Below are 22694 nucleotides of genomic sequence, written 5' to 3'. Positions count from 1 at the left end.
CCATGCAAAGCTTAATTGGTAATTGCCATGGTCGCCACACTCAGTTTAATTCCCGGGATCTCAAATAATTTATGAGCACAGGCTTCCAGTGTGGACCCCGTGGTGACCAGGTCATCCACAATTAGAAGATGCTTATTTTCTAAATTTTCGATATTCTGGATAGAAAGTGTTTCTTCCAGCTTGCCCCATCTGGAAATTCGATCTTTCAGGGTCTGGGTTTTAGTAGAATTTACCTTCAGGAGGATATCATCCCGGTAAACGGCATTTATTGCTGCGGCGATCTCTTTACCGAAGCCTTCCACCTGGTTGTAACCCCTTTCTTTAAGCCTGCTTTTATGCAGGGGCACCGGGATGACCATATCGATTTCCCGGTACTCTGGTAATTCAGCTAATTCTGCGCCCAGCCACTGCCCAAGGTAGTTACCTATTTCATGGTGACCACGATATTTGAGGTCATGAATAAGGCGCTGTACACCAGATTTTTTCCGAAAATGCAGTAATGACGTAGCTTTTTCTATCTTTACCCTACCATAAAATACTTTTTTAACAGGGTTCTCGTTATCAAGGTGATATTGAGTAACCGGCAGGTCATGCAGGCAATTAGTACAAAGTACCTGTTCATTTTTTAGTAATTCTTCCTCGCAGATGTGACAAACGCTGGGATATAGAAGATTTACAAAATCGTGAAACATTTGTTAATGGCTTGTATCGTACTTGGTTAAACGTCTAAATTTACAATTAAATTAAACTTATGATGACAGAAAAAAAGAACAATACCGCATTAAAGGTTTTAACCGGTATTCTTGCTGTTGCCCTGGTTGCGCTTAGCATTTATACCATTAAATTTTACAATGAGGAAAAAGAAAATAAAGAGATCCTTCAGAAGGAAAAGGCTGTGATCGAGGATGAACTTAATGAACTTATCGTAAAATACGATGATGCCATTGAGGAAAACGAGATTATGGATCAGGACCTTGTTAACGCCAGGGATCGAATTGCAAGATTGCTGGATTCGGTAAAGGATAACGAAGCCAATCTTGTATTAATTTCAAGATATAGAAGAGAAGTAGGGAATCTAAAAGCTGAAAAGGATCGTCTTTTCAGAGTAGTGGATAGTCTAAGTACAGAAAATCGAATGCTGGCCACTTCTCTGGATAGCACCAGTGTTGCTTTGCAGGAAAGAACCAGGTTTTCAGATTCTTTAAAAACCACGAACCAAAGTCTCTCCACTAAGGTAGATAAGGCTTCACGACTAAAAGTGACCAGTCTTTCTGGAGCAGGTGTGATCGTTAGAAATAGCGGGAAGCTAGTGGAAAATGATAATAACAGGAGGGTAGACCAGATAAGAACCTGTTTTACCATTACCGGAAATGACCTGGCCGAGGCCGGGGAAAAGAATATGTATGTCCAGGTTTATAATCCTGAGAACGAACTGGTAGGTGAGGAAATCGTTGTTCAGCATGAAGGAGGAACGATGGTGTATAGTGCATCTTCCACTGTTTTTTACGAAAATGAGGAGCTGGATGTATGTATACTTGCAAAAACAGCTGAAGAAAAACTGCTGGAAGGTAATTACAAGGTATATGTTTATAACGATGCTTTGTTATTAGGAACCGGAAGCTTTACATTGAAATAAGCTAATATTTATAAATAAGCTACCGCCTTGGATATTATTCAGGGCGGTTTTTTTATTTTTGCGCCATGGCAAAACAAGAAGATCTTTTTAAAAACGTAATATCCCATGCCAAGGAGTATGGGTACATTTTTGCATCCAGTGAGATTTACGATGGCTTAAGTGCTGTGTACGATTACGGGCAAAATGGAGCCGAATTAAAGAAAAATATCAAGGAATACTGGTGGAGAAGTATGACTCAGCTGCATCAGAATATTGTAGGCATAGATGCCGCGATCCTTATGCATCCCACCACCTGGAAGGCTTCCGGGCATGTAGATGCTTTTAATGATCCTTTGATAGATAATAAGGATTCCAAAAAACGTTACAGGGCAGATGTCCTGGTGGAGGATTATGCTGAGAAATTACTTCAGAAAGCTGAAAAGGAGATCGCTAAGGCAAAGAAGAGGTTTGGTGAGGATTTCGATTCAGAAATGTATAAAGCAACCAATCCAAGGGTGCAAAGATATCTTGGAGAAAGAAAAGAGATCCTGGAGCGACTTGCACGTTCCCTTACCAATGAGGACCTGGCAGATGTAAAAGCTCTTATCGAGGAACTTGAGATCGCAGATCCTGATACAGGCTCTAAAAACTGGACCGAGGTTAGACAGTTCAACCTAATGTTTGGTACCAAGCTGGGAGCATCTGCAGATTCTGCCACAAACCTATACCTGCGTCCAGAAACCGCTCAGGGAATATTTGTGAATTTCCTGAATGTTCAGAAGACCGGTAGAATGAAGATCCCCTTTGGGATTGCTCAAATAGGAAAAGCTTTTAGAAATGAGATCGTGGCCAGACAATTTATTTTCAGGATGCGTGAATTCGAGCAGATGGAAATGCAATTTTTTGTGCGCCCCGGGGATGAACTCTTGTGGTACGAAAAGTGGAAACAGGCGAGGTTAAAATGGCACAAATCACTGGGACTGGGCGAGGAAAATTATCGTTTTCACGATCATGAAAAAATGGCTCATTACGCAAATGCCGCGGCAGATATAGAATTTAATTTCCCATTTGGATTCAAGGAGCTGGAAGGAATTCACTCCAGAACAGATTTTGACCTTAAGGCCCACGAAGAGCATTCAGGTAAAAAACTGCGTTTCTATGATCCCGAACTAAAGGAAAATTATGTTCCCTATGTTATAGAGACTTCTATTGGTCTGGACAGAATGTTCCTTGCGGTACTTTCAGCATCTCTTAAAGAAGAGCAACTGGCAGATGGAAACAGCCGAACTGTCTTAAAATTACCAGCCGTTCTCGCTCCAACAAAAGCCGCTATCCTACCGCTGGTAAAGAAGGATGGACTTCCCGAAATGGCTCAAAAGATCGTGGATGATCTTAAATGGGATTTCAGGGTGCAGTATGATGAAAAGGACGCCATTGGTAGAAGATACCGTAGACAGGATGCAGCGGGAACTCCATTATGTATTACTGTAGATCACGATTCACTTGAAGATCAAGCAGTAACCGTCAGGTTCAGGGATAGTATGGAACAAAAAAGAGTTCCGGTGGAGGAGCTTGATGCTTTGATAAGGAAAGAAACAGATTTTAAAACCTGGATGAAAGATTTTTCAAGCTAATAATCAGGGATTTATGAATATTTTATGAAAGGCAGTTAATTTATTAATTGCCTTTTCTGTATCATTTATTATCATAATGCCTATTTTTAAGGAATTATTTTAGAGTACCTCAATATGATGAAAAAATTACTTTCCCTACTTATTATTAGCTTTATTTTTCATCTCAATTCTACCGCCCAGGATAAGGAAATAAACGGGCCTGCTTTTATAGATTCGGCCAGAGTTGTGAAAACGGTGGCTTTATCTAAAAAAAGCCTTATCCCATCAACCAAAAAATCTAAACTATATAACCCCAGGAACAGGGGGATAAACAAGGTAGTCCCCGGCAAAGGTTTGCCAAGAACAGAGGACCAGGCTTTACAAAAGAAGATGGGAGATATTCATGTTAAATCCCCTGTACTTACTTTTGATGGTGCCGTGACCCGTTCTACTCCTTCAGATCCTACAGGAGCGGTAGGAAGAAATCACTATGTCAATGCATGGAATTCTGAATTCGCTATTTGGGATAAAACCGGAAACCTTATTATTCCAGAATCTTCACTGGCGAGTATTGGAGGTACTTTTACAAATGAAACAGATGGAGATCCCATAGTTTTTTACGATGAATCTGCAGACCGGTTTGTACTTATGCAATTTAGTGCAGATGTTGGATCCCCAACACCACCAGCATTACTTTTTGCAGTATCTCAGGGTTCAGATCCGGTAAATAGTGGATGGTTTACTTATAGATTTGACCTGAATTCTCTACCAGATTACCCAAAACTATCTGTGTGGTCTGATGGCTATTATATTACTACCAATAAAGATGCTTTAGCGCCGGAAGGGAAAGAAATAGTTTTTGCTCTTGAGCGTGATAAAATGTTACGGGGAGAAGATAATGTTCGAATTCTTGGTTTTCCTCTTCCGGGAATAAAAAATAACGGCTTTTACAGCCCGGCTGGTTTTAGCGTGATGGGACCAGAACTTCCGCCGCCAGGAGATGCCCCGATCATTTATTTACAGGATGACGAATGGGCTGGGGTTAACCAGGACCATTTAAAACTGTGGCTTATCGATGTGGACTGGAATAATTTAAGCGCCTCCACCATCGCAGAAAGCCAGGAGATAACACAGGGTGTTACCGCGTTTAATGCAACTTTTGACGGGGGAGGATTTCAGAATCTGCCACAGCCCGGTGGAGCAGTAGATATAGATGCTTTACAGGGAGCCATGATGTACATGACGCAGTACAGGAGATTTCCAACCCATAATTCTGCCGTGATGAACTTTGTAGTGGATGTTTTACCTTCAGCAGCAAAGCATGCCGGGATTCGCTGGTATGAATTAAGGCAGCAGGCAGATGGTCAACCCTGGACGGTATACCAGGAAGGGACCTATGCGCCAGATGCAAGTGACAGGTTTAGCGGTAGTATAGGTATAGATAGAAGAGGGAATATAGGTCTTGGGTTTACCGTGGTGGATGATGACGACCGTAACCCGGTCTTTCCTTCAATCCGTTATACAGGAAGATTTTCCATGGATCCCCTTGGAATCATGACCATTGAAGAACAAAGCATAGTAGAAGGAGATAGCCCACAACCAAGACCGGAAGGCAGGTATGGAGATTATTCCCATCTAAGTATAGATCCTGTAGATGGTATAACATTCTGGCATAATGCAGAATATTTCAGTGGTTTGGACAGGAAAAATAAAGTCGGGGTCTTTTCATTCTCTGCTACAGAACCAAATGATGTTGGTGCAGTTTCCCTGCTGGATCCCGAGAGCAGAACCTTAACCGGCAACGAAGCAATTACGGTCAGGATTAGAAATTATGGCCTGAATGCTCAATCTAATTTTGAAATAAGTTACCGTGTGAACGGAGGACCAGAAGTCACTGAAGTTTTTACTGAGACTATCGCTCCGGAAACTTTTGCAACTTTTACATTTGAAAATACTGCCGATCTTTCTGAAATTGGGGAGATCTATACCATAGTTGTTAGCACAAATCTGGATAACGATTCAGATCTCAATAATGACAGTATAGAAGCCAGAGTTAGAAATCTACCTCCGCGCGATGTAGGAGTTACTGCGATTGAAGCTCCTGTTACTGCTGAAAACCTTAGCAGTAATGAACAGATTACCATCACCATAGATAATTTTGGAGGAGAGCCACAGCAAAATATCCCGGTATCTTATCAAATAGGCAATAATGCCCCGGTAACCGAAACTTTTAACGGAAGCATTCCAGTAGGGGAATTTGCAGTCTATACTTTCAATACCACTGCTAATCTATCAACTTCCGGGAGATATACTATCACGGCATCTACTGGCCTGCCCAACGATTTTGATCCTGACAATGATTCAGAAACCACATCTATTGCGAATCTTAACTGTATTCCAAATGGCTCAGACTGTTCTGCAGGGGATGGTATTTTCTATTTTGAGCTGGGAGAGTTTTTAAATGAAAGAATTCCATGTACCACAGGGTACATAGATTTTTCAGAGGGTTCTACAGATCTTGACAGATCGGTGGGGGAATTTACGGTAACGGTTAAAACCAATTTTGCCGAAGAAGATGTTGAGAAATTCTCTATGTGGATAGATTTCAACGACAATGCGGTTTTTGAAGATAATGAGCGGGTGATTACTTCAGAAATCATTCCGGAAACAAATACTGCTTTTTCATATGATTTCAGCATTCCATCCAACGCTAAGCTAGGTCAGCATTTATTAAGAATACGTGCAGGCGATACCAGTTTTACCGGAGATCTGAATGATCCATGTTCTGTCATGCAGTATGGAACTACCCATGACTATTCGGTTAATATTATTGACAGCACTTTGAATGTAAAGGACTTTATCATTAACGAGGCAGAATTAGTGGTGGTGTCCTCTGGCGATAGCCAGTACCGCGCTATCATGCAAACAAGTTTCGAAGAGCCTCTTAGAATTACGGTCTACAATGTCCTGGGGCAGAAAATGATTGAAAACCAAATCGTTAATAATGGAGATGCCTATGTTTACGCTTTTGATATGTCTTATGCTGCCCCCGGGCTTTATCTGGTTAGGGTTGGTACCAGGGATATTGGGAAGGTGAAGCGCATCATCGTAAAATAATCCAATATTTCCACAAATTTTATACTCTGCTTGTATTTGGGCCAGATAGCTTTATTTTTGAAAAAAAATGAACTTTCATGACCATCATATCCTATAATGTAAATGGAATCCGGGCGGCTATAAGAAAAGGTTTTTTAGACTGGGTTCAACAGGCCAATCCAGATGTAGTATGTCTCCAGGAAATAAAAGCCCATCCGGATCAATTAGATCTATCAGACTTTGAAAATGCGGGTTATCCTTATCACTACTGGTACCCGGCAACGAAAAAGGGCTATAGCGGGGTGGCGATCCTAAGCAAAACCCAGCCCAGCCATATAGAATACGGAACCGGGATAGAATATATGGATTTTGAAGGGCGCACCATAAGGGCAGATTTTGAAGATTTTTCAGTAATGAGTCTTTATTTGCCATCCGGTACAAATACAGCCAGGCTGGATCATAAATTTAAATTCATGGATGATTTTCAGCAATATATAGATGAGCTTAAAAATGATATTCCCAACCTTATAATTTGTGGCGATTATAACATTTGCCACGAAGCAATAGATATCCATGACCCGGTAAGACTGAAGAATACTTCAGGTTTTCTTCCGGAAGAAAGAGCCTGGATTGATGGATTTATAAACAGTGGATTTATTGATTCATTCCGTGAGTTCAATGATGAACCAGATCATTATTCCTGGTGGAGTTATCGAGCCAATGCCCGGAATAATAATAAGGGATGGCGCATAGATTACAATCTGGTAGCAGAGCCTTTGAAAGATCGCTTGAAAAGAGCAGTTATTTTACCGGAAGCATACCACAGTGATCATTGTCCCGTTCTAGTAGAAATCGAATAAAAAAAGAAATATGAAAATTTATAAAGTTGTTGCGCTATTCATTATGGTGCTAAGTATTACTTCCTGTGTTTCTTCAAAAAAATATGGCGAACTGGAAAGCAGGAATGCAGATCTGCAAAGACAGAATCGCGAAATGAATAAAGATCTGGAAAGTATCAGGATCTCTTCTGAGGACCAGAAAAGAGAGTTTGCCAGGTTAAAGTCTGATTTCGAAACTATCACCACAGAGCGTAATCAAATGATGCAAAGGCTAGAGGCGCTCCAAAAGAATTATAACAGTCTTGAGGATTCCTATGATGCTTTGGAAAAAAACAGTTCGGCAGCTATCGCAGAAAATTCCAGGCAGAACCGGGAGTTACTGGCGCAGCTGGATGAAAAAGAAGCCGTTTTGATCCAGGAAAAAAACAGGTTGGAAAAGCTTCAGAAAGACCTTGCTCTTAGATCACAAAGAATTGATGAATTGGAAAGTCTGATTGCGGCCAAGGATGCAAAGATGAATGCCCTTAAAAATGCCGTTTCCAATGCCCTGACCAATTTTGAAGGTAAAGGATTAACGGTGGTACAGAAAGACGGGAAGGTTTATGTTTCTATGGAAAACAAACTGTTGTTTGAATCGGGAAGCTGGGCGGTAAATTCAGAAGGTAGAAAAGCGGTGCAACAATTAGGGTCTGTACTGGCACAGAATCCAGATATTGCAGTTCTCATTGAAGGTCATACAGATAATGTTCCTTACGGAGGTAGTGGGCAGTTAAAAGATAACTGGGATCTTTCTACCAAGCGAGCAACTTCTATTGTCAATATCCTCCGGGAAAATTCTAAAATAGATCCTCAAAACCTGACCGCCGCCGGTCGTGGGGAATACGCACCTGTTGCTCCAAATAATTCTGAAGTTGGTAAGGCTAAGAACAGGCGTATTGAAGTCATCCTTACTCCTAAACTTGATGAGATAACCAGGTTACTGGAAGAAACAAATTAAATATAAATACCCGGGTATATTAAGAGTAGTGTTGCTCAATGATAGCCCGGGTGTCTTTTAGATCTTTAAATACCTCGTATGTTTTGCCCTGCGTTCGCATAGCACCTAAGGTATTGGCAAACTGAGCTGCTTTGATCTCATCATCATGATAGGCAAAGCCATAGGCAAGGCCTCCTGCAAAGGAATCCCCACAACCGGTAGTGTCTATAACTTCCTTTACCGGAACTGAGGGAATAAACTCTTTATTTACAACCCCGTTCTTCCGGGTGTAAGCTACACAACCTCTTGAATCCAGCGTGACATATAAAACTTTTACCCCTTTATTCAGCACATAAGCGCCAAAATCATCCAGGTGCTCTGTATTATCTTCGTCATAATGCCCCATCTCGTCGATATCATATTCATTTTTAAACCAACAGCACATAGATTCTTCCAGGTTCATTTTTAAAACATCTATATAGGGAAGCCACTCATCCCGGTCTATCCAGAATTTTCGCTCCCTGCTGCCATTGATATTCATGGCCGTGGTTGGTCCATGAGCATCGAATATCACGATACCTTCGCTGTTTTCTTTAAGATATCTAAGGGTGCTGAGAGAAATTTCAAAATCTGTGATAGGTACAAATACAAAAGCATCTGCATCAAGAAATGGTTTCACATCCTCGGGTAAGATGGGATTCATAAATGCCGTTTGCTTTTCCAGCCGGTTATTCTGATCCAGAAATTTTAATTCGATCACCGTGCCCCTATCCCTGCTGCAATCCAATCCTGATATATCAACGTTTTTATAAGGAGAGAATAGTTCCTTTATGGCGTCATGATCTTTTTTGTGAACGTGAGAAATAACTATGACTTCCCCGTCATCCTCCATTAATTTGGCCAGGGCGATTGCGGGATGGGTGGCACAACCATATTTCTGAATTACCTCATTTTTATGAGTTAAGATCGTATCTCTGGGAATAGGGCCTATTATGGCTATTTTCTTCGTCATAGTTTTCTGTTTCCTCTGTATTTCTGCGGAATAATTTGCTGAGCCACATAAAGGTAAGTTTTCTCCAATATATCAACAAATGATATTTTGCCGGGGGCCATTGCAAAATAGAAATAATGAATAAGTGAAGATTTTCTGAACAGGCATTTTATTTTAAATTGCGGCTGCAATAGAAATTTTACAATGAAGTATACTACCCTTCCCAATACAGATATAAAAGTTAGTAAAATTTGTCTCGGCTCGATGACCTGGGGACAGCAGAATACCGAGACCGAGGGCCATGAGCAAATAGATTATGCCCTGGATAAAGGAGTGAACTTTATAGACACGGCAGAAATGTACTCTATTCCTGCAGATCCTGAAACCCAGGGGAGTACAGAAAAAGTAATTGGAACCTGGATAAAAAAAACGGGTAAAAGGGAAGAAATTGTAATCGCTTCTAAGATCGCGGGTCCATCAGAGATGGTCTCACACATAAGGCCAGATCTTGGTTTTCATAAGGAAGCGCTTAATGATGCCATTCATAAAAGCTTAAAACGACTGCAAACAGATTATATAGATCTTTATCAGTTACACTGGCCGGAGCGGAACGCTAATTTCTTCGGAACGCTGGGTTATGAGCATAAAGAAGATGAGGAATGGATAGATAATTTCAGGGAAGTACTGGAAGGTCTGAATGAACTCGTAAAACAAGGTAAAATAAGAGAAATAGGCCTTTCTAATGAAACTCCTTATGGTTTGATGAGGTTTCTGGAAGAAAGCCGGAAACATGACCTGCCCAGAGTTTCAACCGTACAGAACCCTTACAATCTGCTTAATCGAAAAGATGAGATAGGACTTACTGAAATCTTTCACCGGGAAAATGTGGGGCTATATCCCTATTCTCCTTTAGGAATGGGAACCCTTAGCGGGAAACATCTTGGTGGGATTAAAGAAAATACGAGGCTGAGTTTATTTCCACAGTATAAAAGATATTCTAATGAGAGGGCTGTAAAAGCGACCCGGTTATATAAACAACTGGCAGATAAGCATGGTATTAGCCTTACACATCTGGCCCTTGCTTTTGTGAATCAGCAACCTTTTGTTACCAGTAATATTATTGGCGCAACCAGCATTGAACAACTTGATGAAAATATTAAAAGTATAGATGTCGAGCTTTCTGCTGAGATATTGGCTGAAATAAATGAGATACACGAAGCTGTTCCTAACCCGGCACCTTAATTGACTGATTTTACCTGGCTTTCATGAATGAACATAGGGCGGTCCTGGCTATCTCGCACGTGAAACCATTCTGTCGATTTTCCCTGTACATAAAGTATTTCTCCTATAACGCCGGTTTTTATAAGTTTTGAATTGCTGGAGGACGGTTTTTTGCGCAATCCGGCTTTATGAGTGGCTATCGTTAGTCTTTCTGAAAATTCTTCTTTAGAAATATTTTCATCGCCAATATGCCCAGGTAAATGAACATAGCCTAAAGGGTCTACTGCGCCCTGTCCTTTTTTATAAATTCCGAAATGCAGGTGCGAAGGAGTGAATTCTGCGTTACCGGTATTACCTACAAAGCCAAGGGTGTCCCCGGCCTTAACTTTTTTAATGTCTGGTACAATACTGTCTAAATGGGCATAATAAAGCGATTGCTTACGCCTGCGGTCCCATAACCATACCTGTTTACCGCCAAGACCTTTCTCCCCGCTAAATCTGATTCTGCCCTCTACTGCTGCAAGCACAGGCGTACCTCTAGTGGCAAAAATATCGATGCCTTTATGCTCCCGTTTCCCGCCGTCTCTGATATCACCCCAGTAACTTCCGATATCGGAATTTTCTCCCTCAGCAACCGGGAAAGTATATGCCGGTGATCTTTGAATCTTTATTTGGAAAGGAGTATTGGCTTCGATCTCTGGCTGAAAAATAAGTTTATATAAACCTTTTTCCTTTATTTCGAATTTCAGTACTTTCTGAACTGCATCACCTGAATGCACCTTATAAAAACTTTCTGAGGACGGTTCTTTTTTATAAATATCTGTAAATACCAGGGTGGAAGAGCTATCGGTGATCACTTCTGCCTCGAGAATTTCTCCCGGCATCATATATGTTTCGTAGGAATAAATGCCAAAATTCCTGGGCTTAAATGTACCGGATTCTAAATAAGGTAACTCGATCTGAAGGCTTTCATCGAGGCCTTTTTGTTTTCTGTTCTGCCAGATTTCAAAGATCTCATCAGAAATGTTTTCATCCTTTTTATATTGTTCTTCCGGTGGTAACCCGGCAATGAATTCCTCTGCCTTTTCCAGTTGAGAACAGGAATAAAGCAAAAAACATAAAAACAATGATTGCAGGACCCGGTTTGCCATTTTCCTCAAATTGAGTCAAATATAAGCAGGAACTTTGCTAAAATTATCCAAAAAGATGGGAGACCACATCTTCTATTTTAGCCACTTTTATGATCCTGATCTGGAAATCACCTTTAGGGATTTTACTCTGTTTAGATACCATTATTGTTGCGAAACCAAGCTTCTCTGCTTCCAGGATACGTTGTTCGATTCTGGTAACCGGTCTTATTTCCCCGGCAAGTCCCACCTCTGCCGCGAAACAGCTATCTTTTTCCAAAGCTATATCCTCATTGGAAGACAGAATGGCTGCGATCACCGCCAGGTCAATCGCCGGATCATCCACGCTAATGCCCCCGGTAACATTAAGGAAGACATCTTTTGCGCCCAGCCTGAAACCAGCGCGCTTTTCCAGAACTGCTAAAAGCATATTTAGCCTTTTGGCATTATAACCGGTTGTAGATCGTTGAGGTGTTCCATATACTGCGGTGCTTACCAATGCCTGAATTTCGATCATAAGCGGGCGCATTCCCTCTAAAGTGGAAGCGATGGCAGTGCCGCTAAGGTCTTCACCATTTTTAGAAATTAGTATTTCTGAGGGATTGGTCACTTCTCTGAGTCCGCTTCCCTGCATTTCATAAATTCCCAACTCATGGGTAGAACCAAACCTGTTCTTGTGTGCTCTAAGGATCCTGTAAACGTGATTTCGGTCCCCTTCGAACTGTAGTACCGTATCTACCATATGTTCCAGCACTTTTGGTCCTGCAATACTTCCTTCTTTGGTAATATGGCCTATCAGGATGACCGGGGTGTTACTTTCCTTGGCAAATTTTATAAGCTCAGCGGTACATTCCCTTATTTGGGAGATACTACCGGGAGAGCTTTCTATGTAATCGCTATGCAGGGTTTGAATAGAGTCGATAATTACCACTTCCGGTTCTACCTCTTCCACCTGTCTGAATATATTCTGGGTTTTTGTTTCAGTAAGGATAAAGCAGTTTGCCGGGTTGGGATTGATCCTTTCTGCCCGCATTTTTATCTGCTGCTGACTTTCTTCTCCGGAAACATACAGCGTACGGTATTTTAAACCCAGAGAAATCTGTAAAAGCAATGTACTCTTACCAATTCCAGGTTCCCCGCCAAGCAAAGTCAGTGACCCCGGAACTATTCCTCCACCCAGAACCCGGTCTAATTCGTTATTTCCGGTATTCATTCGGTTTTGAGGAGTGTTTTCGATCTCTGCGATCAACAGGGGTTTGGCAGCTTTCTTTGCTTCTTTTTTTGCGGAAGTCTTCCAGTCTTTTGGATCTGCCTTCTGTACCAGCTCTTCAACGATCGTATTCCAATCGCCACAGGAGTTACACTTTCCCTGCCATTTGGCATATTGGGCACCACATTTCTGACAAAAATAAGTCGTCTTAACCTTAGCCATTTATTGTTTTAATTTATCCGATTAACTTCCACTTTAGCTTTGAAGGTAGATTATGAAAAACCACTCCACTGGAGAGATTAGAACTGCTTTAAGGCAGTTTCAGTTGAGGTAAAATACAAAATTTCATTTCTTAGCTAAAGGGCCATTTCGAAATTACAGAAACCCACTTTTTTTCTGCCTTAATACGGGGAAATTTCAGGAAATTTTTGATTGCTAATAACCGAAATCTTTTTTAATCGCATCGGCTTTTGCCAGCATAAAATCGGCGTCCAGAAAAGCTATGTTTTTCTGTCCGTAGGCATTCTGGTAGATCCTCATAGCCCTTTTCGGGTTGCCCGTTTCCTCTTCATATCGTGCTTCGAAAAATGTACCGAGCATGGTTCCCGGAAAATGTTCCTGGGCCAGTTTGTAAAGGTTTTTATATTCTTCCCAGTTCCTGGTCTTTTCTATAGCACGGTAAACCGCCATAAAATCATTCAGGCTGATCTTTTTCTTAATTCCGTAAAGCTCTTCGATGGAAGCATATTTTTCAATAAGATATTCTGATGGGGAGACTGATGTTTGCAGCAATTTCTCATTATAGTCCTTGGTGGAAATAGGGCGGTAGACCCCAAACATATTTTCGATCGCAGCCGGGATCGCTTTCCCTACCAGGGAATAATGTGTGGCATCCTGGAAATTATCAAATTTGTACTCTACCAGTTCATTTTCAACCGATTTAAGTTGATTATCCAGGCCAAGAATACCTTCTTTAAGGGCTGGTACATCGTCACTACCCGTGGCCAGGTAAAACCATTTGCGGGATTCTGCAGAATTTAAAGAATAGGTGATCCTTTTTGCCATTTCCGGGGCCAGGTCTGGGCTCAGGTTTATATAACCCTGGAAAATAGGGTTAGGCTTCAGCAAATAATAATTAATAAAGTTGGAGGTGAAATCATGGCCAACGATTATCCTGAAATTTGCGGTACGATATTTTTGATCGAGTTGTGCCAGTAATTCCATTCCGATAAATTCGAAGAATTTGGCGCCTTTTCCTTCGGGGAGAAAATTCTGTTCTGAGTAATAAGTATCTTCAGTACGTCTGCCGTCCTGATTAATTCCTACCACGATCATTTCTGGGGCATCTTCCCAGTAGGCGTAATAATCTATCATTCCTGCTACCGGTTCAAATAAATAATCGCCGTCCAGTACTACTACAACCGGATATCGCTTATCCTGATTTTCCTCGTAATTTCTTGGTAATTGTATTTTGATCTGCCTGGTCTCGCCCAGTTTGGTGGAAGAAAAATTCTCGTATTTTATCTGCGCAAAATTGGCCAACGGCAATAGTATTGCCATTAACAGCATTAATAATTGTTTCATAGGTGTAATATTGATTCGGACCTACAAGGTAATTATTATTTCTTACTGTTTAAAAGCGGCAATAAAATAAACGAGAGTCCGCCAAATAGAAGAACTACAGCGGTTTGGGTAGCCCAGGAGATCCAGCCAAAGGCTTCCGCAGCATGGTCCTGAACGCCGAAAAAGATCAAAACCCCTCCCACCGCCAGGGGATAAACGCCAATTCCGCCATTGGTGGCAGAGACTGCGAAAGACCCAACTACAAAAGCGGCCATGATAATACCAGCAGGAGTATCAGTAGTTTCCGGGATGCTCAGTCTAATCACAAAGAACATTAAAAGGTAAAGCGTCCAGATAAAAACGGTATGGAATATAAACGCCCATTTTTGCTTCATGTTCAGGATGCTTTTCATTCCTTCTAAAAGTCCGCGGGCAAGTTTCTTGATTTTCTTAAATGGCGGCCAGTTAGACCTGCGAACGATGTTTAAACCAAGGATAATTATTCCTACCAGGCTTAAAAAGATCAGGAAGGTATTTAAAGGATTAATATTCTGGTCCTGCAGGTAAGCGAGCAGGTCGTCTGTCTGGAAAATTAGGGCGATACCAATAATAAGCATGAGGATAAGCAGATCGGCAACCCGTTCAGATATTATGGTTCCAAAGCCTTTTTCGAAGGGTACACCTTCGTAAGTTGATAAGGTAACGGCCCTCAGGACCTCGCCAGATCTAGGAATTCCGAAATTGGCCAGGTAAGCAGCCATAACGGCCATAAAACGATTCGCCTGTGTGGATTCATAACCCATAGGTTCGAGCATGAATTTCCATCTGTAAGCGCGTGAAAAATGTGAGATCGTGCCCAGAAGAAAGGAAACAAGTATCCAGAATTTATTAGCATCAATAATGCTTTGCCACAGCTGTTCACGCTCCTGCGGTGTGGAACTACTCAGGGAATACCAGATCAAAAAAATCCCCAGTAATAAGGGGATGCTAATCTTGAGTATTCTTACAAGCTTTTTGTTCAAGTGAATTACTTCAAAAGATTGGTTTCTTCGTCAGGAAATACGAGAGATGGTTTGAAGTTCCTGGCTTCTTCCATATCCATTATTCCATAAGAGATGATTATTAAAATATCTCCCTTGGCGACTTTCCTGGCGGCAGCTCCGTTAAGAGTAATTTCCCCGGTGTTTCTAGGTCCGGGAATTACATAAGTTTCAAGACGTTCGCCGTTGTTATTGTTTACGATCTGTACCTTTTCTCCTTCTACAATATTGGCCGCCTCCATAAGGTCCTCGTCAATTGTAATACTTCCAATATAGTTTAAATCGGCTCCGGTAACTTTTACCCGATGAATCTTAGATTTTACTACGTGAATCTGCATTTTTTAATTTAATTATCCAGGGCAATATTGTCTATGAGTCTTATCTCATCTGCATAAACTGCAATAAAAGCCCTGTAATTATTTCCTTTTTCTTTTTCTGTAATCTTTTTTAAAGTTTTGGAATCGGCAATTTCAAAATATTCCAGTTCCAGGGATGGATGATTTTTAAATTGATCTTCAACCCATTGGCTTACATGATCTGCACTATTTGTGCCAAAAAGGTTTTTGGCATTCTGCAGGGTTTCATATATAAAAGCCGCTTTTTTTCTATTTCCGCTACTTAGACGTTCATTTCGAGAAGACCTTGCAAGTCCTGAATCTTCTCTTAAAATAGGGCAACCTACGATCTCTACCGGCAAACCGGTTTTCTCGGTTAGCTTTCTTACAATCTGTAATTGCTGAAAATCCTTTTCTCCAAAATAGGCCTTATCTGGAGTTATAATTTCGAATAGTCGTTTTACCACCGTTCCAACTCCATTAAAATGCCCGTTTCTGAACTTCCCTTCCATGACCGCTTCCAGACCTTCAAAATCGAAATTTTCTGAAAGAATATTTTCACCGTAAAGCTCACTGGCGTCTGGAGTAAATACCCAGATATTCTCCAGTTCAACTTTCAAAAGATTTAAGTCTTTTTCAAGGTTGCGGGGATATTTTTCGAGGTCTTTCTGGTTATTAAACTGGGTTGGATTAACAAAAATGCTTACAACTACCTGATCTGAATCTTTGGCAGCATTACTTACCAGGGAAAGGTGACCCTCATGAAGTGCGCCCATGGTTGGCACCAGGCCAACGCTTTTTCCTTCAGATTTTATCTTCTGAATGGCCTGTATTAGTGGTTCTTTCTCCCTAAAAATCTGCATTTTGTTATAAAATTAACAGCGTGCAAACTTAATATTTCTCTGGCAATCTGCATAAAATTTTGTAATTTTGCGTGTTTTTTATTCGGAAACGTAACTAAAGCAAAGAATTTATGAAAGATAAGAGAGTCTTATACGTCTCATCTGAAGTCATACCCTACTTACCTGAAACCGATATCTCATCTACCTCTTTTGAAGCTGCGAAAATGGTAAACAACCTTGGTGGGCAAATAAGAATATTTATGCCAAGGTTTGGAAATATCAATGAAAGAAGGCATCAATTACACGAAGTCATCCGGCTTTCAGGAATGAACCTGGTTATTAACGATCTGGATATGCCGCTTATCATTAAGGTGGCTTCTATTCCAAAGGAAAGAATGCAGGTCTATTTTATCGATAACGAGGATTATTTCAAAAGAAAGGCTACGCTTACAGATGAAGATGGGAATCTCTTTCCAGATAATGATGAAAGAGCGATTTTCTTTGCAAAAGGTGTTATTGAAACAGTAAAGAAACTTAACTGGGCTCCAGACATCATCCACGTTCATGGATGGTTGTCTTCCTTATTACCTCTTTATTTGAGGAATTATTATGGAAATGAGCCGTTGTTCAGGGATGCGAAAATTGTAACCTCTGTATACAATCAAAGTTTCGACGGAACGTTAGATGAGGAACTGCGTGAGAAAATTTTGTTTGACGGCCTGGAAAACGCCAATGTTAAACATCTTAAGACTCCTAATTTTGTCAATCTGCTTAAAACAGCAGTAGATAATTCAGACGCGGTGGTAATGGGTGGAGATAATGTGCCGGAAGAATTAAAAACTTATGTTGATAAGATCAATAAACCTGTCCTTCCATATACTGAAAAAGAGAATTTCTCACACGCCTATCAGGAATTTTATGACACTAAAGTATTGTCTGAAAAGTAAGTAAAAGTATTAAATGAAATTAAACAGATTATTCCGAATAACGGCCTTTACGGCTGTTGTTTTCGCTTTTATAGGATGCGATGAAGAATTCACGGAAGTTGGTGGTGAGATTATTAATAATCCGTCCAATGTAGAAGTGAGAGAGATCGAAGTGAATGCCTACTCTCAGAAGATCAATTCCATACAAACAAATAACCTGACCAATTACATGCTAGGAGTGCATTCGCATCCGGTTTATGGTGAAAGTGCTGCCAGCGTGGTGACCCAGGTTACATTATCCAGGGAAGATCCTCAATTTGGCGAGAATATCCAGCTGGATAGTGTCGTGATGACTATTCCTTATTTTTCAACCATTGCTGAAAATACCGGCGATGATGAAATTTTATATGAGCTGGATTCTATTTATGGAAATGAGTCCTTTAAGCTTTCGGTCTATGAAACTTCCTATTTTCTAAATGATCTTGATCCTGAAGTTGGTTTTGAAGATCGTCAGAAATATTATTCAGATCAGCAGGATATCGTAGAGCAAAATATTGCAGGTAACCCGCTTTTCGTAGAAGATGAATTTAAGCCATCCTCTTTGTCTTATGCATCCTACGAGATCGATGCAATAGGATTGAATGATACTATTGTTAATACACCTGCGCTAAGAATTAAGCTTCCTACAGATTATTTCAAGCAGAAGATAATTGATAAGGAAGGCTCTGAAGATCTTCTTAATAACAGCAATTTCAGAAATTACCTGCGCAGTCTTCTAATTAAAGCTGAGCCGAATGGTACCGGCGGAAGTCAGATCTTACTTGATTTTTCAGGGCAGAATGCTGCTCCAAAGATCAGTATGTATTATACAAAAGAATCTGGAGTGGAAGGAGAGACAGACCGGGTAAGAGGTAGTTTTGATCTTAACTTAACCGGTAATCGATTTAATACTTTTAAGGGTGAATTATCTGCTGATGTTCTTCAGGAGGTAGACGCTCAGACTTCAGAAACCGGGGCTGAAAATCTTTACTTAAAGGCCCAGGAGGGAAGTATGGCGGTGATTGAACTGTTTCCTGATGCAGAGGAACTGGAAGCTATAAGAAATGAAGAATTACTGGTAAATGAAGCAGATCTAACATTTTATGTGAATGAAGATCTTCTTACGGCCGGTGATGAGCCACGCAGGCTTTATCTTTATGATCTTACCAATAATACTTTCTTAGCTGATTATGCTTTGGATATTGGTTTTAATGTAGCGAATCCTGATGCTTCCCTTACCACTTTTTCAGAAGGATTGGCAGAGGATGATAACGGGAAATTTTATAATATAAGAATCACGAATCATGTGAGCAGTATCATTAATGAGGGTGCTGAAAATGTGAAACTAGGTTTGGTGATCGTGCCAAATATTAATGCTGTTGTTGTTAGAGGTCAGCAGGGATCTATTGCAGGATCCTTAATGTCTGCAACCCGCAATATGCCAGGTTTGATAGATCGTATTCCGGCAGTTAATTCCTTAACTCCAACAGGAACGATTCTACATGGAAACATGTCTGGAGACGAGGATAAAAGATTAAAATTAAGAATTTACTATACCAACTTTAATTAGGAGATAAAATGTGTGGAATTGTTGGATATATAGGCCATAGAGAGGCTTATCCTATTGTTTTAAAAGGATTACAAAGACTAGAATACAGAGGTTACGATAGTGCCGGGATCGCACTTTACGATGGTAAAGAGCTCAAAATGAGCAAGACCAAGGGTAAAGTGGCCGATCTTAAAACCCGTTTGGAAAGTGAAATATCTACAGATGGTACCGTGGGAATAGGTCATACAAGATGGGCAACTCACGGGGAGCCTAATGATGTGAACTCGCATCCTCATTACTCAAATTCTGGTGACCTGGTTATAATTCATAACGGGATCATTGAGAATTATGATGCTTTAAAAAAGGAGCTTAAGAAAAGAGGTTACACTTTTAAAAGTGATACAGATACCGAGGTTTTGGTAAACCTTATCGAGGATGTTATTCTAAAAGAGAACGTCAAACTTGGAAAAGCCGTACAGATTGCATTAAATCAGACTGTAGGAGCTTACGCCATTACCGTTTTTAATAAAACAAAACCAGACGAGCTTGTGGTTGCTCGTTTAGGAAGTCCATTAGCTATTGGAGTTGGAGAGGATGAATTCTTTGTGGCTTCAGATGCTTCTCCATTCATTGAATTCACTAATAATGCTATTTACCTGGAAGATGGTGAGATGGCGGTTATTAGGAGGCACAAGGATGTGAAGATCCGAAAGATCAAAGATGATTCATTAGTAGATCCTTATATACAGGAGTTACAATTGAACCTTGAGCAGATCGAAAAAGGCGGATACGATCATTTCATGTTAAAAGAGATCCATGAGCAGCCTAATGCAATTAGCGATACCTACAGAGGTAGAATGCTGGTTGATAAGGGCATCATAAGAATGGCCGGGGTAGACGATAATATGGAGCGAATCGCTAATGCGAAACGCTTTATCATTGTTGCCTGTGGAACTTCATGGCACGCAGGTCTGGTTGCCGAATATATTTTTGAAGATATTGCCAGGATACCTGTAGAAGTTGAATATGCTTCAGAATTCAGGTATAGAAATCCTGTAATTTCTGAAAATGATGTGGTGATCGCTATTTCTCAAAGTGGGGAAACGGCAGATACCATGGCGGCTATTAAATTAGCCAAGGAAAAAGGAGCTTTTGCATTTGGAGTGTGTAACGTGGTAGGTTCTTCGATCTCCAGAGAAACCCATGCTGGAGCATATACCCATGCGGGTCCCGAAATTGGGGTAGCTTCTACCAAAGCTTTTACCACACAAATCACTGTACTTACCCTTATGGCTTTAAAGCTTGGTAAGTTCAAAGGGACGATTTCGCACAGCGATTTCCAATTCCATTTACAGGAACTGGAAAGAATCCCTGAGAAGGTGAAAATAGCGCTGAAGACCGATACTTTGATTCAGGAGATTGCAAATAAATATAAAGACGCTACAAACTGCCTTTATTTAGGTAGAGGATATAATTTCCCTGTAGCCCTTGAAGGAGCATTAAAGCTTAAAGAGATCTCTTACATCCATGCTGAAGGTTATCCTGCTGCAGAGATGAAGCACGGTCCTATCGCCTTAATAGATGAGCAAATGCCGGTTGTGGTGATCGCTACTAAAAAAGGTCATTATGAGAAAGTGGTAAGCAACATCCAGGAGATCAAATCCAGAAAAGGAAAGATCATCGCGGTGGTTACTGAAGGTGATGAAGAAGTAAGAGACCTGGCAGATTACGTAATAGAGGTTCCGGAGACTATGGAATCTTTAACTCCGCTACTCACCACGATCCCGTTACAGTTATTGTCATATCATATAGCTGTGATGCTCGGGAAGAATGTGGACCAGCCAAGAAACCTGGCAAAATCTGTTACCGTAGAGTAAGAAAAATTATAAAATTATATCTAAAAACCCTTCCGATTTTACGCGGAAGGGTTTTTTATTTCTAAGAATTGATGCTTTTAAATCAGGTTTTTAGCTGTTTTGGGAAACATTCAAAACTTCTCAAATTTTCAATATGTTTTTTGCCAGAAAAATTTATCTTTGCAGCCTGAAAATAACCTGTTTCATTTTTATAGTTTTTGAAATCAGTGAAATAGGTTTTTGAATTTTACTATTAAAAATTAAAGAATTAGATAAATGTCTAAAGTCACAGGTAAAGTTGCCCAGATTATTGGTCCTGTAGTTGACGTTGTGTTCGACTCAGAAAACGCTGAACTGCCAAAGATCTACGATTCTTTGGAGATCACCAGAGAGGATGGTTCTATATTGGTTCTTGAGGTGCAGTCGCATATTGGTGAACAAACCGTAAGAACTGTATCTATGGATTCAACCGACGGTCTTAGCCGTGGAGTTGAAGTCGTTAATACTGGAAATCCTATTCAAATGCCAGTTGGAAAAGATGTTTACGGACGTCTGTTCAATGTAATTGGTGATGCGATCGATGGATTAGGGGATTTGCCAAAAGCTGGTAAAGACGGACTTCCAATTCACCGTGAAGCTCCTAAATTTGAGGACTTATCTGTGTCTACCGAAGTTCTTTTCACCGGGATTAAAGTAATCGATCTTGTAGAGCCTTATTCTAAAGGTGGTAAGATTGGTCTTTTTGGAGGTGCAGGAGTTGGTAAGACAGTACTTATCCAGGAATTAATTAACAACATCGCTAAAGGTCACGGAGGACTTTCTGTATTTGCAGGAGTTGGTGAGCGTACTCGTGAAGGGAATGACCTTCTTAGAGAGATGCTGGAATCTGGAATTATAAAATACGGTGACGATTTCATGCACTCTATGGAAAATGGAGGTTGGGATCTGCACAAAGTAGATAAAGAAGTAATGAAGGAGTCTAAGGCTACCTTCGTTTTCGGACAGATGAATGAACCTCCTGGAGCTCGTGCTCGTGTGGCACTTTCTGGACTTACTATTGCGGAATACTTCCGTGACGGAGCTGGAGAAGGTCAGGGGAAAGACGTTCTTTTCTTCGTAGATAACATTTTCCGTTTTACCCAGGCAGGTTCTGAGGTGTCTGCACTTCTTGGACGTATGCCTTCAGCGGTAGGATACCAGCCAACGCTAGCAACCGAGATGGGTGCGATGCAGGAACGTATTACTTCTACTAAAAATGGATCTATTACATCTGTACAGGCGGTTTATGTACCTGCAGATGACTTGACTGACCCGGCACCAGCAACTACGTTTGCCCACCTGGATGCTACTACGGTACTTTCACGTAAGATCGCTGAGCTAGGTATTTATCCTGCGGTAGATCCATTGGATTCTACTTCAAGAATTCTTACTCCGGATATTCTTGGAAATGAGCATTATGATTGTGCACAAAGGGTAAAAGAGTTATTACAGAGATATAAGGAACTTCAGGATATTATTGCCATCCTAGGTATGGAAGAACTTTCTGAAGAGGATAAGCTTGCCGTATCACGTGCAAGACGTGTTCAGCGTTTCCTTTCTCAGCCATTCCACGTAGCAGAGCAGTTTACTGGTCTTAAAGGTGTGCTTGTAGATATTAAGGATACGATCAAAGGTTTCAACATGATCATGGATGGTGAATTAGATCACCTTCCGGAAGCTGCCTTCAACCTTAAGGGGACCATTGAAGAAGCGATCGAGGCCGGAGAGAAAATGCTTGCTGAATCATAAATAGTATATAGTATTGAATAGTTGGAATTGAGAAATCCAGCTACTCACTACTCACTACTTAATACTCA

18 protein-coding genes are annotated in these 22694 nt (G+C 40.8%); 10 read left to right on the top strand and 8 right to left on the bottom strand.

Annotation, left to right across the window (positions count from 1 at the left end; genetic code table 11):
* Positions 1-11: 11 nt before the first annotated feature.
* Complete coding sequence (locus tag FGM01_RS13395) at positions 12-692, bottom strand: ComF family protein (protein WP_143411672.1); 681 nt, start codon at positions 690-692, stop codon at positions 12-14.
* Positions 693-751: 59 nt separating this feature from the next.
* Here FGM01_RS13395 and FGM01_RS13390 point away from each other — a divergent pair, with 59 nt between their 5' ends.
* From FGM01_RS13390 to FGM01_RS13370, 5 genes are all read left to right on the top strand, one after another.
* Positions 752-1636 carry a hypothetical protein gene (locus FGM01_RS13390; RefSeq protein ID WP_143411671.1) on the top strand — a complete coding sequence of 295 codons (885 nt, stop codon included), beginning with the start codon at positions 752-754 and terminating at the stop codon, positions 1634-1636.
* A 65-nt stretch (positions 1637-1701) separates the two neighbouring features.
* Positions 1702-3249 (top strand): glycine--tRNA ligase, encoded by a 1548-nt coding sequence (locus tag FGM01_RS13385; protein WP_143411670.1) that lies wholly within the window; start codon positions 1702-1704, stop codon positions 3247-3249.
* A gap of 114 nt (positions 3250-3363) precedes the next feature.
* On the top strand, positions 3364-6345 hold the full coding sequence (locus FGM01_RS13380) for a T9SS type A sorting domain-containing protein (RefSeq protein WP_143411669.1): 2982 nt from the start codon (positions 3364-3366) through the stop codon (positions 6343-6345).
* 77 nt (positions 6346-6422) lie between these two features.
* Positions 6423-7184: an exodeoxyribonuclease III gene (locus FGM01_RS13375; protein WP_143411668.1), complete on the top strand. Its 762-nt coding sequence runs from the start codon at positions 6423-6425 to the stop codon at positions 7182-7184.
* A 10-nt stretch (positions 7185-7194) separates the two neighbouring features.
* Positions 7195-8160, top strand: a complete 966-nt coding sequence (locus tag FGM01_RS13370; protein WP_143411667.1) for an OmpA family protein — start codon at positions 7195-7197, stop codon at positions 8158-8160.
* A 19-nt stretch (positions 8161-8179) separates the two neighbouring features.
* Here FGM01_RS13370 and FGM01_RS13365 read toward each other — a convergent pair whose 3' ends face one another.
* Entirely contained in the window at positions 8180-9151 is a 972-nt protein-coding gene (locus FGM01_RS13365; protein ID WP_143411666.1) for a carbohydrate kinase family protein, read from the bottom strand.
* A 183-nt stretch (positions 9152-9334) separates the two neighbouring features.
* Here FGM01_RS13365 and FGM01_RS13360 point away from each other — a divergent pair, with 183 nt between their 5' ends.
* A complete protein-coding gene (locus tag FGM01_RS13360) occupies positions 9335-10372 on the top strand; it encodes an NADP(H)-dependent aldo-keto reductase (protein WP_143411665.1) in 1038 nt (345 codons plus the stop codon).
* On the opposite strand, the gene FGM01_RS13355 is transcribed toward FGM01_RS13360, so the two are convergent.
* From FGM01_RS13355 to panC, 6 genes are all read right to left on the bottom strand, one after another.
* Entirely contained in the window at positions 10369-11502 is a 1134-nt protein-coding gene (locus FGM01_RS13355) for a M23 family metallopeptidase (protein ID WP_143411664.1), read from the bottom strand. The two genes, FGM01_RS13360 and FGM01_RS13355, sit on opposite strands and share 4 nt — an antisense overlap.
* Before the next feature lie 43 nt (positions 11503-11545).
* Positions 11546-12910, bottom strand: coding sequence for a DNA repair protein RadA (radA, locus tag FGM01_RS13350; RefSeq protein WP_143411663.1), 1365 nt, complete (start codon positions 12908-12910; stop codon positions 11546-11548).
* Positions 12911-13123: 213 nt separating this feature from the next.
* A complete protein-coding gene (locus FGM01_RS13345) occupies positions 13124-14272 on the bottom strand; it encodes an alpha/beta hydrolase (RefSeq protein WP_143411662.1) in 1149 nt (382 codons plus the stop codon).
* A gap of 35 nt (positions 14273-14307) precedes the next feature.
* Complete coding sequence (locus tag FGM01_RS13340) at positions 14308-15273, bottom strand: lysylphosphatidylglycerol synthase transmembrane domain-containing protein (RefSeq protein ID WP_143411661.1); 966 nt, start codon at positions 15271-15273, stop codon at positions 14308-14310.
* A 5-nt stretch (positions 15274-15278) separates the two neighbouring features.
* Positions 15279-15629, bottom strand: coding sequence for an aspartate 1-decarboxylase (gene panD, locus FGM01_RS13335; RefSeq protein ID WP_143411660.1), 351 nt, complete (start codon positions 15627-15629; stop codon positions 15279-15281).
* An 8-nt stretch (positions 15630-15637) separates the two neighbouring features.
* Positions 15638-16489 (bottom strand): pantoate--beta-alanine ligase, encoded by an 852-nt coding sequence (panC, locus tag FGM01_RS13330; protein WP_143411659.1) that lies wholly within the window; start codon positions 16487-16489, stop codon positions 15638-15640.
* A 110-nt stretch (positions 16490-16599) separates the two neighbouring features.
* Between panC and FGM01_RS13325 the strand changes: the two genes are divergently transcribed.
* The 4 genes from FGM01_RS13325 (at position 16600) to atpD (ending at position 22626) form a co-directional block, all read left to right on the top strand.
* Positions 16600-17415, top strand: a complete 816-nt coding sequence (locus tag FGM01_RS13325) for a glycogen/starch synthase (RefSeq protein ID WP_143411658.1) — start codon at positions 16600-16602, stop codon at positions 17413-17415.
* Between the two features lie 13 nt (positions 17416-17428).
* The gene (gene bamH / locus FGM01_RS13320; RefSeq protein ID WP_143411657.1) at positions 17429-19003 is read left to right on the top strand and encodes a BamH family beta-barrel-assembly machinery protein; all 1575 of its coding nucleotides are present in this window, start codon (positions 17429-17431) and stop codon (positions 19001-19003) included.
* Between the two features lie 8 nt (positions 19004-19011).
* The gene (gene glmS, locus FGM01_RS13315; protein WP_143411656.1) at positions 19012-20859 is read left to right on the top strand and encodes a glutamine--fructose-6-phosphate transaminase (isomerizing); all 1848 of its coding nucleotides are present in this window, start codon (positions 19012-19014) and stop codon (positions 20857-20859) included.
* Positions 20860-21114: 255 nt separating this feature from the next.
* Complete coding sequence (gene atpD, locus FGM01_RS13310; protein WP_143411655.1) at positions 21115-22626, top strand: F0F1 ATP synthase subunit beta; 1512 nt, start codon at positions 21115-21117, stop codon at positions 22624-22626.
* Positions 22627-22694: the final 68 nt, after the last annotated feature.

Origin of the sequence: Christiangramia sabulilitoris, from assembly GCF_007050985.1 — a bacterium.
GTDB lineage: Bacteria > Bacteroidota > Bacteroidia > Flavobacteriales > Flavobacteriaceae > Christiangramia > Christiangramia sabulilitoris.
The sequence above is the reverse complement of the archived record's forward strand: the minus strand, read 5'-3'. Positions and strand labels throughout refer to the sequence as shown.